Annotated in this window: 14 protein-coding genes; 10 read left to right on the top strand and 4 right to left on the bottom strand. The window is 35.9% G+C overall.

Going from position 1 to position 15,392, the window contains the following annotated elements; all coding sequences use genetic code 11:
- Positions 1–243: 243 nt before the first annotated feature.
- Positions 244–1,050, bottom strand: coding sequence for a glucosamine-6-phosphate deaminase (nagB, locus tag ABD005_RS05080; RefSeq protein WP_215980868.1), 807 nt, complete (start codon positions 1,048–1,050; stop codon positions 244–246).
- Positions 1,051–1,403: 353 nt separating this feature from the next.
- Here nagB and ABD005_RS05075 point away from each other — a divergent pair, with 353 nt between their 5' ends.
- From ABD005_RS05075 to ABD005_RS05050, 6 genes are all read left to right on the top strand, one after another.
- Positions 1,404–1,955, top strand: a complete 552-nt coding sequence (locus tag ABD005_RS05075) for a YcxB family protein (protein WP_343815735.1) — start codon at positions 1,404–1,406, stop codon at positions 1,953–1,955.
- A gap of 8 nt (positions 1,956–1,963) precedes the next feature.
- A complete protein-coding gene (locus ABD005_RS05070; RefSeq protein ID WP_343815732.1) occupies positions 1,964–2,833 on the top strand; it encodes a sulfite exporter TauE/SafE family protein in 870 nt (289 codons plus the stop codon).
- Positions 2,834–2,936: 103 nt separating this feature from the next.
- On the top strand, positions 2,937–3,935 hold the full coding sequence (locus ABD005_RS05065) for an extracellular solute-binding protein (protein WP_343815729.1): 999 nt from the start codon (positions 2,937–2,939) through the stop codon (positions 3,933–3,935).
- Positions 3,932–5,560, top strand: coding sequence for an ABC transporter permease (locus ABD005_RS05060; protein WP_343815726.1), 1,629 nt, complete (start codon positions 3,932–3,934; stop codon positions 5,558–5,560). The genes ABD005_RS05065 and ABD005_RS05060 overlap by 4 nt, the downstream gene beginning before the upstream one ends.
- A complete protein-coding gene (locus ABD005_RS05055) occupies positions 5,557–6,618 on the top strand; it encodes an ABC transporter ATP-binding protein (protein WP_343815723.1) in 1,062 nt (353 codons plus the stop codon). Before ABD005_RS05060 ends, ABD005_RS05055 begins: the two co-directional genes overlap by 4 nt.
- A gap of 101 nt (positions 6,619–6,719) precedes the next feature.
- Positions 6,720–7,490, top strand: a complete 771-nt coding sequence (locus ABD005_RS05050; protein WP_343815720.1) for a response regulator transcription factor — start codon at positions 6,720–6,722, stop codon at positions 7,488–7,490.
- Between the two features lie 18 nt (positions 7,491–7,508).
- Here the strand turns inward: ABD005_RS05050 and ABD005_RS05045 are convergent, their stop codons facing one another.
- Positions 7,509–8,084 carry a hypothetical protein gene (locus tag ABD005_RS05045; RefSeq protein ID WP_343815717.1) on the bottom strand — a complete coding sequence of 192 codons (576 nt, stop codon included), beginning with the start codon at positions 8,082–8,084 and terminating at the stop codon, positions 7,509–7,511.
- Positions 8,085–8,309: 225 nt separating this feature from the next.
- Between ABD005_RS05045 and ABD005_RS05040 the strand changes: the two genes are divergently transcribed.
- The 3 genes from ABD005_RS05040 to ABD005_RS05030 all read left to right on the top strand — a co-directional run bounded on the left by ABD005_RS05040 (position 8,310) and on the right by ABD005_RS05030 (position 9,768).
- Positions 8,310–9,038: a 1-acylglycerol-3-phosphate O-acyltransferase gene (locus ABD005_RS05040; RefSeq protein WP_343815714.1), complete on the top strand. Its 729-nt coding sequence runs from the start codon at positions 8,310–8,312 to the stop codon at positions 9,036–9,038.
- A 45-nt stretch (positions 9,039–9,083) separates the two neighbouring features.
- Positions 9,084–9,431 (top strand): ribonuclease E inhibitor RraB, encoded by a 348-nt coding sequence (rraB, locus tag ABD005_RS05035; protein WP_215980877.1) that lies wholly within the window; start codon positions 9,084–9,086, stop codon positions 9,429–9,431.
- Positions 9,432–9,597: 166 nt separating this feature from the next.
- Complete coding sequence (locus ABD005_RS05030) at positions 9,598–9,768, top strand: hypothetical protein (RefSeq protein WP_215980878.1); 171 nt, start codon at positions 9,598–9,600, stop codon at positions 9,766–9,768.
- Between the two features lie 18 nt (positions 9,769–9,786).
- Here the strand turns inward: ABD005_RS05030 and ABD005_RS05025 are convergent, their stop codons facing one another.
- Positions 9,787–11,754, bottom strand: coding sequence for an EAL domain-containing protein (locus ABD005_RS05025; protein WP_343816376.1), 1,968 nt, complete (start codon positions 11,752–11,754; stop codon positions 9,787–9,789).
- 205 nt (positions 11,755–11,959) lie between these two features.
- Positions 11,960–12,982: a LacI family DNA-binding transcriptional regulator gene (locus ABD005_RS05020; protein ID WP_343815709.1), complete on the bottom strand. Its 1,023-nt coding sequence runs from the start codon at positions 12,980–12,982 to the stop codon at positions 11,960–11,962.
- Positions 12,983–13,413: 431 nt separating this feature from the next.
- On the opposite strand from ABD005_RS05020, the gene pgi reads away from it, so the two are divergent.
- Entirely contained in the window at positions 13,414–15,054 is a 1,641-nt protein-coding gene (gene pgi, locus ABD005_RS05015) for a glucose-6-phosphate isomerase (protein ID WP_215980881.1), read from the top strand.
- Positions 15,055–15,392: the final 338 nt, after the last annotated feature.

Here is a 15,392-nt window from a genome sequence, read left to right as displayed (position 1 = left end):
TGCGCAGGTAGATAAATGAGAGTATATCACCAGCTAAGGATTGAAGATAACAGCTAAGGTTATATTGATTATTGGTGACTGTGATTAAGGCACTAACGGTAGTTTATTGTTGTTTTAGTTAATGGATAACGTTGAGATAAAAAGAATAAGAAATAGTGTCGTAAGTAAGAGTTAATTAACGAGTAGATATAAAAAAGCTAGTTCATGATGAACTAGCTTTTAAAAATAGAGTGTCTAAGCTAATTAGTAGTTATGGTATAAACCAAACTCTTCATTAATTTTGATATTTTGTTTATTAGCCCAAGTGTAATATTCTTGATCTTCAAGCTCACTTGCTGCTTCTTTATCTAATAAAATAATAGCGTTTTCATGAAGCTGTAACGCAGAGGCAGGACATACCGCTGATAAAGCGCCAGTTACCATGTCTTTCACTGCTTTCGCTTTGTTTTTACCCGTTGCCATTAAAATTACATAACGAGCGTCAAGAATAGTTGCGATACCCATAGTCATTGCTAATGTTGGCTGAAACTCATCAGCAGCGAATAAACGGCTGTTGTCGTCAAGCGTTTGTTGCGTTAGTGTTTTAATACGAGTACGTGATGCTAAGCTTGAAGTAGGTTCGTTAAAGCCAATGTGACCATTAGCACCAATACCTAAAATTTGTAAATCTACACCGCCAGCTTGTTTGATTTTTTCTTCGTATGCTAAGCCTTGCTCTCTTGGGTTTTCACCTTGATTACAAGTGGGTAAAAAAGTTTGGCTTTTATCAATATCTACATGATCAAATAAGTTTTCGTTCATGAAATGACGGTAGCTTTGTACATTAGTACCATCAATGCCAAGATATTCATCTAAGTTAAAGCTTGTGGTGTTTTTAAAGCTTAATTCACCAGCTTTATGCTTGTTAACTAATGCTTTATATAAGCTAATTGGGGTGCTACCTGTCGCTAAACCAAGTACAGGGTTAGGCTTTTTATTAATTAGCTCTGCAACCCACTGCGCTGCGCTATCAGCAACTTGCTGTGCATCATCAAAAATAATAACTTGCATGTTTGTTTCCTTAGAGAATTAGAATAAATAAAAGAGCACAGCATCTGTGTCGATATTCACTTTATTATTATAATGCATAGGCATAACAATAATAAAAAGTAGTATTATTTTGTAACTTTACCACAAAAAAAGCCAAAACATGGCAATATTTTTTATTATAACTGGTTTTTTTGCCTTTTTTGATCTAAAAATTACTAATGTTGATGAGGTAGATAAAATAAGCGTTACTTGGCGTTTGTTACTTAAAGGGGGGGAATTAAACAGGCAGATTACAATTTATAGTAATTACTTCATATGACACTTCTGGTAGACTCCCTTACTATTCGTTATTTTTACTGAGCACTTAACTTTCAATGAATTCAGCAACGTCTTTTACCAGCAAGTTTACTTTAGATAAAGCCCATTATAACGAGTGTTATAGTCAATCAAGTACCTTGGTTCACAATAAAAAAACTTACTTTAAGGCGAATACCTTAACCTTGTTTGGTTTAGTTATTTTACTTTTTACACCCGTTAACCCGTATGCCGCTTGGTTTGTTATTGCATTAGGTATTTTAGAAACGGTAAGTGTTTATTATCACCAACCTTGGTGGGTTATGCGTCAAATGTTAAGTAAGGCGTCAGGAAGTGACGTTAATTTAACGCTAGATGATAAGGGCATATTAACAGAGTCTTTTCATGTAAATAGCCGTATTTTATGGTCAGATATCACGGCTATTAAAGCGACTGAACTTGGCTTTGTCGTTTTCTTTACCTTAACAACAAATGCTAAGGGCAAGAAAATATCAGGTAAAGGTATTAGCAGTAAAAGCTATATTTCTAAAAGCAGCTTAACCACAGAGGCAATAAGCTTTTTAAATAGTAAACATCGCATTGATGATAGCGCAAGTCAGGACGACCAGTAGTTACAGATATGATTAAAGCGTCTTCTACTAAGTTCACTAAAATAAAACACGGTTCGTTCTTTGTACTGTGTTGGGCGCTGTTATTAGCTTGTGCTCCTCATGATATTTCAGCCCTGCTTGATTACGTAGGCTTTAGCTTTTTAGGGTTTACGGGCGCTCTTTTCGCTAATTCAACTGGCGCTGGCGGCGGCGTGGTTTTTATTCCCATGTTTAATCAACTTAATTTTACCGACGCACAGGCGATTGCAACGAGCTTTGCAATACAGTGCTTTGGTATGACTGCTGGAGCGGTTACTTGGTGGCATCATTATAAAGTAGAAAAAACAGAGTTACGCTTATGGCAAGGATTTAAACGTATTATTGCCGTTGTTAGTATTGCCGCTGTTGTTGGTTTAAGTAGTGTTTTTTATTTTGCCTTACCATCTCCTAGTTCACTTCATTACAGCTTTAGCTGGTTTTCATTGCTGTTAGGGTTGTTTATTGTTGCAACTATTTATTTAATTAAGCCAAGAAAAGAGCAGAGCCAGCTACAGGTTTTTGATTATGTTTTTATGATTGCTATTGGTCTTTTTGGCGGCGCAATTACCGCTTGGCTTAGTGTTGGTGTTGGTGAAGTATTAGCGATTTATCTTATTTTGCGACGTTTCGATATTAGCATGGCCGTGGCAAGTGCTGTGGTGGTATCAGCAATAAGTGTTTGGGCTGCTATTGGACAAGTTCATCATGACGTTTATTGGCAAGTTGTTTTATTTGCAGGCCCAGGAGCGTTATTAGGGGGGTACTTCGCTAAAACATTAGTGGGTTACTTATCAGCGGTTAAGTTGAAGCTTTTTTTTGCTGCTTGGTTACTAATAAGTGGCACGGTTAGTTTGTTATAAAAACCAGTTTAGTTAAAAAGCTAATGCGAATTACTCTCAAATAGATTGACACTGTGATGTCTGCTTGTCACAATTTAACAAATTTTTTAGGAAAGCGTACGTTATGTTAAAAAAAATAATTATTGGTGCCTTGTTATCTGTGAACTTAATGGCAGTAGCAAGTGAAGAAGTGAACGTTTATTCTTATCGACAACCTTTTTTGGTTAAACCATTGTTTGACCAATTCACTGAACAAAGTGGTATTAAAGTAAACGTAGTTTTTGCCAAAAAAGGCATGGCAGAACGTTTAGCTGGAGAAGGCAAGTACAGCACAGCCGATGTATTATTAACAACAGATATTAGCCGTTTAATTGAGCTGCGAGATAGAGATTTAGTGCAAGTAGTAAACTCTGACATACTTGCTAATGCTATTCCTGAACAATTTCAAGCGAAAGACAACACTTGGTTTGCTTTAACCACACGTGCTCGTAATATATATTCAGCAAAACGTTTAGGTAATATTGACTTTAACTACGAAGACCTTGCGGATGAAAAGTATAAAGGACGCTTATGTATGCGTAGTGGTAAACACCCTTATACTGTGGCACTTGTTTCTTCAATGATCAGCGAGCACGGTAAAGAATACACTTTACAGTGGCTACAAAAGCTTAAAGCCAACTTAGCAAGAAAACCACAAGGTGGCGATCGCTCACAAGTGCAAGCAATACATCAAAACTTGTGTGATGTTTCATTAGGTAATAGTTATTACTTTGGTAAGATGTTACAAGATGAAAAACAAAAAGCATGGGCTGATGCGGTAAATATTAATTTTCCTAATCAGAAAAACCGCGGTACTCATGTCAATATTTCGGGTGTTGCCATGGCTAAATACGCACCTAACACTAAAAATGCTCAAGCATTGATGGAGTATTTAGTATCTAAACCCGCTCAAGAGTTGTACGCCCAAACTAATATGGAATACCCAGTACGCAAAGATGTTGAGATTTCACCATTAGTCGCTTCGTGGGGAGAGTTTAAAGCCGATACTTTAGCGCTAGAAGATATTGCAAAGAATCGTAAAACAGCCATTATGTTGTTAGATCAGGCTAAATTTGATTTGTGATAGCACTGAATAATAGTAAAACATGGACGTTTTTTAGCTTTTTAATTGCACTGGTATTGATAGTGCCAGTGCTGGTTATGTTGGTTGGAGGTGTTAATGCTTCAACCGAGTTGTTTAGTCATTTATGGCAAACAGTTTTGCCTACCTACCTCAAAAACACTTTATTCTTAGGCTGCTTAGTAGTTGTGCTCTCACTTTTTTTTGGTGTCAGCAGCGCTGCTATAATCACCTACACAAATATTGTATTTAAGAAGCAACTACGTTGGCTATTAATGCTGCCGTTAGCAATGCCTGCTTATTTAATTGCCTATATTTATACTGATTTATTTGATTATGCTGGACCAGTACAGCGCTCCCTACGTGCGTGGTTTAACTGGCAGAGCCCGAACGATTATTGGTTTTTTGATATTAGAACACTACCAGGTGCAGCTGTAATGCTTGCGCTAGTGTTATTTCCTTATATTTATATGTTAACTCGCGGCGCTTTTGAGCAGCAAGACCAAAACCTGATCAGGGCAAGTCGCACTTTAGGTTTTAGCTTAAGACAAAGTTTTTTTCGTGTCGCTTTGCCTCTTGCTCGTCCTGCAATAGCAGTAGCAGCCAGCTTAGTTTTAATGGAAACTTTAGCTGATTTTGCCACCGTGCAATACTTTTCAGTGAACACGTTAACTACCGCTATTTACGATACTTGGTTAGGCTATGGTGATTTAGCTGCGGCAAATGCTTTAGCGAGTGTGTTAATGCTACTAATACTTTTTGTTGTGTTGGCAGAGCAAAAAAGTAGAGCAGGGCTGCGTCATCAAAGTACTCGGCCTAGTTTTACAAGGGAGTTGATCCAACTCTCTATTACACAGCAATTATTTGCATCAATACTTTGCTGGAGCTTAGTTATACTTGGCTTTTTATTACCATTCGTATTATTGATTTCTATGGCACTTGAGTATAGTACTGCCGCGCAATTAACGGTTTTACTTGAAACCGGTGTTAATAGTATAAAAATTGCTGTGATAGCCGCGACTATTACGGTTATTCTTGCGTTGTTTTTTGGTTTGTATCAACGCTTACATCAGCATAAATATCGTGCCATGCCACAGCAATTATCAGGGCTAGGTTATGCAGTACCTGGAACCGTTTTAGCGATGGCGCTTTTGTCTACATTTGGGCCAATAGATCACTGGTTAAATAGTTTGTTAGAGCAATTTGGTTTACCTGAGCCAGGGTTGATTCTATCGGGTACATTATTTGCAATAATTTTTGCTTTTGTTGTACGCTTTTCTGCGGTTGCTAATGGGACAATTGTTAGTGGTATTAAGCAAATACCTCATTCGTTAGATTATGCGCCTGCAACATTAGGTGCAGACTTAAAACGTACTTTATTTAAGGTTCACCTACCGCTATTAACGCCTGCTATTATGGTGGCGTGGTTACTCGTTTTTGTGGAAGCAATGAAAGAATTACCAGCCGTTTTATTATTAAGGCCCTTTAATTTTGAAACCTTAAGTAGTCAAATCTATCAACTCATTTCAGATGAAATGCTTGAACAAGGTGCGCTAGGCGCCATTCTTATTGTTGTTTTTGGTTTACTTCCTATAGTACTGCTAAACACTAAAAAGGAAACCTCATGAGTTCGCTATTAAGTATTAAGCAACTGTCAGTGGTACTACAAAATAGTACTATTTTATCGAAATTAGATTTGTCTCTTGCTCAAGGAGAAATTCTTGGTTTAGTGGGGGCTAGTGGTTGCGGAAAAACTACGTTACTTAACACTATTGCTGGCTTTCTCAAACCAAGCCAAGGTGTTATAGATATTGATGGTAATGTTATTGTTGATGAGAGTCGGTACCTTGCAGCAGAAAAGAGGCACATAGGGGTTATTTTTCAAGATTATGCTTTATTCCCCCATTTAACAGTAAAGGCAAATGTAGCTTTCGGTATATCCCACTTACCTAAAACTGAGCAGAACCAACGCATTGAACAGTTATTAGCCATATTAAAGCTTAGTGAGTTAAGTGAAAGTCACATACATCAGCTATCTGGTGGTCAACAACAACGTGTTGCAATAGCAAGGGCATTAGCACCTCAACCTAAATTATTATTACTCGATGAGCCTTTTTCTAATATTGATGCACGTTTGCGTAATGAACTTATGCTTGAAATTAGGCAATTATTAAAGCAAGTCAATACAACTGCTATTTTTGTGACTCACAATAAAGATGAGGTGTTTACCTTTGCTGATAAAATGGCTGTGATGGCTGAGGGAAAGTTATTACAATTTGATTCACCAGCTACTATTTGCCAGCAACCTAATAGTTACCAAGTTGCTGATTTTCTTCAACTGGGGAGTTGGTTGCCTTGTCAACTAAGCAATAATGAAGTAAAAACCTTGCTAGGCGTATTGCCTTATAATAATGAGCAATCATTACTTGGCGAAGGTGAGCATAAATACAGTTTGCTAGTTAAACCGTCACAGCTTAATTTACAAAGCGATAGTGTAAAGGTTAATGCTCAAGTTGAATATGTTAGCGTAACAGAGCAAGGTTATCATTATCACTTTAGTAGTTTAGTTGATGGTGATTTAAGCTTTACTAAGTTAAGCCTATATAGTGAAGAAGTTTTAGAGTTAAAACAGCAGGTTGAGCTTTCTATCAATAGCCATAAACCTTTGGTCTATGGCATTGGTTGATTAACCACCAACTGTTACAGCTGAGTTACAAGTCATAACAGTCTTTAGTTGTCGTTATTTTATACTAAAAATATAAAGTAACGCGGTTAAGGAGTGTACCAATGACATTTAATCAAACCATTATTGATGATGTAACACTACATAATACAGTATCTTTAGATCCTAAAATAAGTCGTATATTACTGATAGAAAGTGATTTTTATTTATCAAGTTCTTTTCAACGAGGTTTAGTTGAACAAGGGTATGATGTTGCACATGTAAGGTATAGCGACTTACTTGACCCTAAATTAAAGTCAAACATCATTGGGTATAAACCCGACGTTGTTATTCTTGATTCGAGTTATAGCAATCAGCCAACTTTGAAGGTTATTAGAGATCTGAGAAACTTCTTCGATAACTGCTTAGTTGTGCTCTCTTCAAATAGCAGTGAGCATGAAGAAGTAGAAGCGTTTCAGCTAGGCGCTGATGAGTATCTAATTAAGCCGGTATCTTCTAAAATATTAACGGTAAGAATTACTGCTTTATTAAGACGAAAAAAATATAGTCATAAACAGCTCCATGTTGATGATATTAGTTTGGCTGACTTGTGCTTAATCCCCAGATCTCAAAAATGTTTAGTTGATAATAAACCGATAAAATTAACGGGTTTTGAGTTTTCTTTACTAAAATTATTACTACTTAACCAAGGCGCTATTCTGTCAAGAGATGCTATATATGCAGAGCTACTTGGGCGAGTTTATAATGGTAGTGAAAGAACAGTCGACGTAAGAGTCTCGCAATTAAGAGAAAAATTATTGTCGGCTAATATGAAAAAATGCCAAATAGAAACCGTTTGGGGTAAAGGTTATATGTTAAGTTTAGTCGCAGCTTAATAGCCCCTTAGGGAGAGGCTAAAATCTATAGCTAGTGCCAAACAGTGCAATATTATTAGCTTTTACATCACTTAATATTGCACTTTGGTTGTTAGTTGCTTCAATAAGTACTATCCCACCAGAAATTTGCCAGCTTGATGAAATATTATAATTACCCATAAAACTATACTGAGTGCCTTGGTGGTTATTCAAGAAAGTATTATTAGGTAACCAAGTTCTTTGCTGGTTATTTAGGGTTATTAAGTTATCTTGATAAATGTTAGTAGACATTGAAATATCAAAATTATCAGAGCTTTGTATCGTGAGCTCACTATTTAAATAAAAATCACTATATTGTTCCTGTAGTGATACCGCAGCAGGAGCACGTTGATTATTTGAATTACTATAATGTGTTTCAATCTCAAGCAGACCGTAATGAAACGTTATGTTTTGTTCAAAGTCTTGTTGGTGAAGTATTACGTTATCAACTTGAGATATTGATTTTTCTAACGGACTTTTCTCTTGAGTGTAGATGATGCTTTCAATGCTTTTATTTTCATTCGCGCTCACATGATATGAACATAAAATACAAATTAGCATTAATGTTAACTTCATTACGCACCCACCCAGTTAAAATTTTTATAACATAACTATAGTCAAATAATATGATGACAAAGGAATATTTTTATAAGATTAAGGGCGTTTTTATGACATTTTTTTAGCATTGATTATTTTTTGTTAGCACAGCAATAACTTAATACAATCGGTGTTACCTTATTCGTAATTTTTTCTGTATACTGCGATTTTTATAATTTTACTTTTCGGTATTGGAGTTGCTATTTGTTAGCTATATTACGCTTTTTTCTAATGACACTAGCACTTGTGCTGATATGTATTGTATCAATATTTTACTGCCTCATACGGCCATTCCATCGCGATAACGTTTACCATACAGCTAAATATTTAGGGAAAGTACCTAAGTTACTTGGTGTGACTATTGAAGTTAGAATGCCTGAATCAGTAAAAAATATTGGGCCTGTGGTTTATGTTGCTAACCATCAAAATAGTTATGATTTATTTACCATGAGTAACGCGGTACAACCAGGTACTGTGAGTGTTGGTAAAAAAAGTTTAAAATGGATCCCATTTTTTGGGCAAATGTATTGGCTTACAGGCAATATTTTAATAGATAGAAATAACACTAATAAAGCAATGAGTACCATTGCAATTACGGCCGAAAAAATTAAAAGCAAAGGTTTGTCTATTTGGTTGTTTCCTGAAGGAACCAGAAGTAGAGGACGAGGACTGCTACCCTTAAAAACCGGTGCGTTTAGAACAGCGATTCAGTCTCAGGTTCCTATTGTTCCAATTTGCGGCAGTAACCAACATGGTACAATCAAATTAAACCGTTGGAACAATGGCAAAATCATTATTGAATTTCTCGACCCTATATATATTAGTGAAGAGAGTCGCGATAGCCTTAGACACACTGCCAATGCAGTGCATTCGTTAATGAATGAAAAAATTAAAGAGTTATCTGAAGAAGCAAAAGCGTTTCAAGATAATTAATCGAAACTTATAACGTTAATACGCCCCAATATTAGGTATAAACATATGAATGAAGAACTGCAAGAATGGTTTGCTCATACTGAAGCGCTTGTGACAGAGTTACTTGAAGATGGCACTAATGATGAGGTTTACCACTCTATTGAGCATCACTTTGCGAGTACAGACTTTGACCTACTTGAAAAGGCCGCTATTGCTGCATTTAAATTAGGCTTTGAGGTAGATGAGCCTGAAGAGGCTGAATTAGAAAACGGTGATAAGGTTTTTGCTTTTGATATTGCTACAGAGCAGATGTTAGATATCGATTTGTTGAAAGCTGAAACCAAGACTATGTTTGAACTAGCACAAAAATGTGGTGTTGACTACGATGGCTGGGGTACATACTTCGAAGAATAGGGCTTAGTTATATGTACAAATAAAAGTGATATTTATTTGTACATATGTATTAAAGTAGCTACTATTAGCCTTAATATTTTAAAGTAACTACTTATATTCTAAAGATTTTAGAGTATGATAGTGTATAAATAATATAAAACTCGTCGGAATTAAAGGATTAATTACCATGGAATGGCTTCAATCAATACTTTCAAAAGAAATTCTCATTCTTTTTGTGTCAGTTATCGCAATGATAGGTGTTTTTATTTTTGCGGCTCGAAGAGCGCACTTAAATCACTTAAAGCGGATGAAAGAAATTAATAGTACATTTAACCCCGAAGATAAATCGCTAACCTAAAGACGTAGATCATACTTACTATGCTGAAGGATTTGAATTGGTCGACTTCCAATGTTTTTGATATAAAAGTACTTCTTCTCGTGGTATCGCTGCTGAATAAAGCCAACCCTGTGCAACTTCTATATTTAATGAGTTTACCCAGTCTAGCTCTGCTTTTGTTTCTATGCCCTCAGCAATAACGGTATAGCCTAATTGATGAAACAAGGTGGTAATGTGTCGGTATAATATTTTGCCACTTTGTGTTTCACAACCTTGTAAGAATTGTCGATCAAGTTTAGCAATTTCGATAGGTAACGTTCCTAGCATTGATAAACTTGAGTAACCTGTACCAAAGTCATCTATGGCTGTCTGAATTCCTTGAGCAGCTAATAACGATAAGTGCTCTATCACTATATCTGTTTTCTCTAAGTAACTCGACTCAACAACTTCTAATTTAACCTGTTCTGAGAAGTCAGCAAACTTTGCGCATATATTATCTATATTGTGACGCTTGTAGAGTATGTTTGGGTTAAGGTTTAGGCTTATGTTGGGGTAAAATTTTTGAGTATTCCAATATTGTAAATCTATGGCGACTTGATCAATTACCCAGTTATCAACAATATGTCCTAATTTATGGTCATTAAGAATATCTAAAAAATAAGGACCATATAACTTTCCATCCGCCTTCCTTAAGCGTAGTAATGCCTCATATCCGTAGATTTGGTTGTTTTTTAAGTTTATTTGAGGCTGATAATGTAACTCGAGATCGCTATTCGCTAGATCTGTCAGGACATTATTTAATGCTTTGAGTGAACTCTTATTTTTTTGTTGGTGTTTAATAAATATATTTTCATTGTCTTGATCTATTTGAGAGCTAATACCGAGTGTTCTTTCAAGTTTATCTACCGCGGTATAAGGGCTGTACTTTTCCTGACTTAACTTAACAAAGGGATAATAAATTAAAGTGTTACAGACGATAAGTAGTACTTGGTAAAGTACTAACATTGTATTTTCACTGAGTAACCAAGCATTAAAAAATATAGGTGTCATCCAGCTCATTTCTACGCTACTAACGGTAAAAACTTCAGCTGTTAATAATTGATAAGAGAGTAAAAAATTAAAGGTCGGTGCGAGAAAAAAAGGAATTAAATAAATAGGGTTAAGGATAATAGGTAAAGCAAAAATAATAATTTCGCAAAAATTAAAGAGAGTAAAAGGCAAAGATATTTTAATAATTGCCTGCTCATGTGACTTAACTCTTCGTATTAACACAGCAAGTATTAGCCCCCAAAAACAACCTGTTCCTCCTAATAATACAAATACATCATAAAAATTCTTATTGTTTAGTCCAGGAACTATGTCGTTACCTAAAATAGAGGCATTAACAAATACATGAAAAGCATTATCCCCGTGAATACCAAAAAACCACAAACCATGAATAATCCACATACGCCATAGCATTTGGCTGGTGTTTGCGGCACTTTCGAATTTGGGCAGTAAGAATGAGGAAAACTCATGCCCAACAAGATCAATTATTGGCATTAATAAAAATAAGGACAAAAAACTTAATGTGAAAGGGGTTATGAGTAAGAGATGTTTACGTAGGAATAAGCTTATAGAAGGCATCTCGCTGAAAATTGGCCGACATAAGCCAATAAATAATTTTAGGAGGTAACACGAAATAGCTGGAATAATTAACGAGTACACACTGGCGCTGTCGGGCATTAAAATAAAATGTTCAGGTGCTTTTCGGATGTATTGCGCATGAATAGAAAAGTTAGTCAGTGCTAATATGCTACCAACAATAGTATTAACACCTAAGTTTTTTGATAGAAAATAACTGAAAGAGATAACAACCGCTGCAGGAAATAGCTGGCTAATAACTTCACTGCCAAAGCTTAATGTTGAAATTAATAAGTGGTTTTCATCTAGAAGTGATAAATTCAGTAGTACCGTTTTTATTAACGTTATTAGTGCAGCAATAACAAAGTAAGGGAGCAGCGCAATAAAGGCCTCCCTTAAAGATAAGAAAAAGCTATTATTAGAGAATTCGACAGCTTTATTTTGAACTTTTTTGATAGTAGCTAAAATAATAATACTCGTTTAAATAAGGTAGCTATTACTCAATATAAGCTGAAATTAGTTTGAGTGCGCTATTTATTTTTCACGTTATTAAAATTTTCTCGTTTTTAAAGCTGCTAACTTTATAATATTAAATGCTGGTAGTGGAGTCCCTAACAATGAGTTCAGGAGTATATAGTTTAGTGAGTGCATTATTGGCTTTTTGATTTCTAACTTGCGATATAAGTAAGTTTGCTGCGTTTTCAGCAATTTTTCTATTCGGTTGGTTTGCTGTGGTCAGCTTAGGCCATGCTTGTCGTGAAAACGGGCTATTCTCAAACCCTGAAATAGCTAACTGCTCAGGAATACTGATATTCATTAGTCTTGCTGCAAATAAGGCACCAGCGGCAATCTCATCGTTACATGAAAAAATAGCGCTGGGGTGAATGTCTTTTTCTGGAGCCATTAATATCTTTACAGCGTCAACCCCCGAATCAAAAGAGTACTCACCTTCAATAACCAACTCTTGATTAAACTCAATGTTGTTGTCTTTCAGTGCTTTACGGTAGCCTTTATAACGCTCAATGGTTGACATATGCTCTGCATCACCAGCAAGAAAAGCAATACGTTGATGGCCCACATCAATGAGGTGCTGAGTAATCGTGTAAGCGGCATCGCGGTCATTAACCATAATGCAAGGAGTTAACTGATCAGGAGCAACATCTCCAGACATAATACGCACCACTTTAACATCTAATGCCAGCATAGCATTGACAAAATCAGGCATTTCAGAAAAAGGAGGAGTTAATACCAAGCCAGCAACGCGGGCTTGCTTGACCATAGTTACAACTTCATCAGTAATATGTTCTTTTTTAGCATCACAAGGATGAATGAATAACTCAAAACCCTGCTCTTTACAGGCGGTTAAAATACCCTCTTGGGTGTCAATAACATAATAAGCGTTGGGATTACAATAAACATAACCTATGCTAAATGATTTTGTGCCCGCTAAATTTCTAGCCGAGAGGTTAGGCTTATAATTTAAAGCGGTAACGGCTAACAGTACTTTTTCTTGTGTCGCTTTTCGCACTGAGGGTTCGTTGTTTATGACGCGAGATACAGTTTTGATCGATACGCCAGCCTGCTTGGCTACGTCATTAATTGTCGCTTTCATTGATATTATTAGCCTTTATTCTTTTTATTATTATGTTGTTTTTTTAAACTAAACTCTAGTTAAAGCTGAACCTTAATTACACAGGCGGTAACATTTTCTATAAAGTCGCCTTATAACAAGGGAAATAGAATAAACCTTTAATTGATAAATATCATCACTTATAAGAGGTGCTTTCTTATCTTTTAGCTTTGGGTTATCGTTAATCATATTAACGATTGACAGCGCTGTCATTATTTAATAGGGTAGCATAAATTTCATATAATCACACTTGTTAAATAGAGCGAAAACTCTAACCATGAGTGTATATAACAATAATAAATGTGTGTAACGCATTAAGCTAAACCGTTAATTTACACGGATGTTATTAATACGTAACTTGCATTTGTGTAAGTTTAACCATTAAATCAATCAATTTTAAATTAGGGTCCACTATGTCCGCTCGTCAAACATTAGCTAGTTGGAAAAAGTTGCAACAACTTGCTCAAGAAAAAAAATCTCAACATATGAATACCCTGTTTGCCGAAGATGGCGAGCGTTTCAATAAATTCTCAATAGAGCTACCTAACTTATTACTTGATTACTCAAAAAACCTAATAGATAGCGAAACGCTTGATACTTTACTCACGTTGGCACAAGAAACAGAAGTGTGCGAGTGGCGTGCGAAAATGTTTGGCGGCGATAAAATAAATAAAACAGAAGATAGAGCCGTATTACATACAGCTTTACGTCGTAAAAGTGATGAGCCGTTAATCATTGATGGCGAAAACGTAACTCAACACGTGCAAAAACAATTAGCTGAAATGGAAGTTTTTGTTGATAAAGTACGTCAAGGTCATTGGTTAGGTTACTCAGGTAAACGCATTACTGATATTGTTAATATTGGTGTAGGTGGCTCAAACTTAGGCCCACAAATGGTGACCGAAGCACTAAAACATTATAGTGACGGTAGTGTTAACGTACATTACGTATCCAATGTTGATGGCGCACAAATTGTTGAAGTTTTAAGACCTTTAGATCCTGAAAAAGTTATGTTTATTGTTTCATCAAAAACATTTACAACAACAGAAACCATGACAAATGCCCGTACTGCGATGAAGTGGCTTACTAGCGCATCTTTTGATGAAAAATCTATCGCGAAACATTTTGTTGCGGTAACCGCAAACAAAGAAAATGCGATGAGTTTTGGTATTGAAGAGCAAAATATCTTTGATATGTGGGACTGGGTTGGTGGTCGTTTCTCATTATGGTCAGCTATTGGTTTAGCTATTGCGCTTGATTTAGGCTTTGATAAATTTAAAGAGTTACTTGATGGTGCCCATGAAATGGACCAACATTTCATTAATGCACCATTGAAAGATAATATGCCGGCAATTATGGCGTTGATTAGCGTATGGAATACTACATTCTTAGGAGCACAATCACAGGCTATATTACCATACGACCAAACATTGCATATGCTAACGGCTTACTTACAGCAAGCAGAAATGGAAAGTAATGGTAAGTCTGTCACTTGGGATGGTGTTGATGTCGATTATGCTACAGTACCTTCTATTTGGGGCGAACTCGGTATTAACGGGCAGCATGCTTTTTACCAGTACTTACATCAAAGTAATAATGTTGTGCCAGCTGACTTTATTGGTTCAGTAGAGAGTGTTACTCCAGTGCAAGGGCACCATGAAACCTTAATGGCTAACTTTTTTGCGCAAACACAAGCATTAATGGCGGGCGTAAATGAAGAGCAAGTTCGTGCTGATCTTAAAGCTAAAGGACGTACGCCTGAATATATTGACCAAGTTGCACCACATAAGGTTCATAAAGGTAATCGCCCAACAAATACCATATTAATGAAGCGCATAGATCCTAAAACTATTGGTAGTTTAATTGCCGCATATGAGCATAAAATATTCGTGCAAGGTATTGTTTTGCAAATATGCTCATTTGACCAATGGGGTGTAGAACTAGGCAAAGGCTTAGCTGCTGAGATTCAAGACGAGCTTGAAAGCGGTAATATTGCTAACGGACATGATTGCTCAACAAAAAGCTTATTAAAGTTTTATTTATCGACCAAATAGCAGTTTAAGTTGTTTTGTATTGATTAAATAACCCATGTATATACAAAAGCCCCTTAGCGATTCAAAGTTGTTACTTTGAATCGCTAAGGGGCTTTTTTGTCTTAATGAATATAGAATTAGTGAATTTTTATTCTCTCTTTTTGAATTGTTAGTCGTTAAGTGTGTTTTTGTGTGTTTTTTTTGTTCAAAAATAAACTATTTTGCAGTCTAATACAGGTTTGTAACAAAAAAAAGTTCTTGTTAAAACCCTTTTAAATCAGTATCTTTTGTTGATTTATGTTGTTTTTATGCAAATATTTGTTAATTTATTCTAGCCAAATGAACTAATAAAAGGTAAG

This window comes from Colwellia asteriadis (assembly GCF_039523295.1).
Classification (GTDB): Bacteria; Pseudomonadota; Gammaproteobacteria; order Enterobacterales; family Alteromonadaceae; genus Colwellia; species Colwellia asteriadis.
Note: the sequence above shows the minus strand (reverse complement) of the source record. Positions and strands in the feature narration are given on the sequence as shown.

What these genes read in the sequence shown, in the direction of transcription:
- ABD005_RS05020 (WP_343815709.1), bottom strand. Translation starts at nt 12,982, where the DNA reads ATGAAAGCGACAATTAATGACGTAGCCAAGCAGGCTGGCGTATCGATC.
- ABD005_RS05065 (WP_343815729.1), top strand. Translation starts at nt 2,937, where the DNA reads ATGTTAAAAAAAATAATTATTGGTGCCTTGTTATCTGTGAACTTAATG.
- ABD005_RS05055 (WP_343815723.1), top strand. Translation starts at nt 5,557, where the DNA reads ATGAGTTCGCTATTAAGTATTAAGCAACTGTCAGTGGTACTACAAAAT.
- pgi (WP_215980881.1), top strand. Translation starts at nt 13,414, where the DNA reads ATGTCCGCTCGTCAAACATTAGCTAGTTGGAAAAAGTTGCAACAACTT.
- rraB (WP_215980877.1), top strand. Translation starts at nt 9,084, where the DNA reads ATGAATGAAGAACTGCAAGAATGGTTTGCTCATACTGAAGCGCTTGTG.
- ABD005_RS05070 (WP_343815732.1), top strand. Translation starts at nt 1,964, where the DNA reads ATGATTAAAGCGTCTTCTACTAAGTTCACTAAAATAAAACACGGTTCG.
- nagB (WP_215980868.1), bottom strand. Translation starts at nt 1,050, where the DNA reads ATGCAAGTTATTATTTTTGATGATGCACAGCAAGTTGCTGATAGCGCA.
- ABD005_RS05030 (WP_215980878.1), top strand. Translation starts at nt 9,598, where the DNA reads ATGGAATGGCTTCAATCAATACTTTCAAAAGAAATTCTCATTCTTTTT.
- ABD005_RS05050 (WP_343815720.1), top strand. Translation starts at nt 6,720, where the DNA reads ATGACATTTAATCAAACCATTATTGATGATGTAACACTACATAATACA.
- ABD005_RS05075 (WP_343815735.1), top strand. Translation starts at nt 1,404, where the DNA reads ATGAATTCAGCAACGTCTTTTACCAGCAAGTTTACTTTAGATAAAGCC.
- ABD005_RS05045 (WP_343815717.1), bottom strand. Translation starts at nt 8,084, where the DNA reads ATGAAGTTAACATTAATGCTAATTTGTATTTTATGTTCATATCATGTG.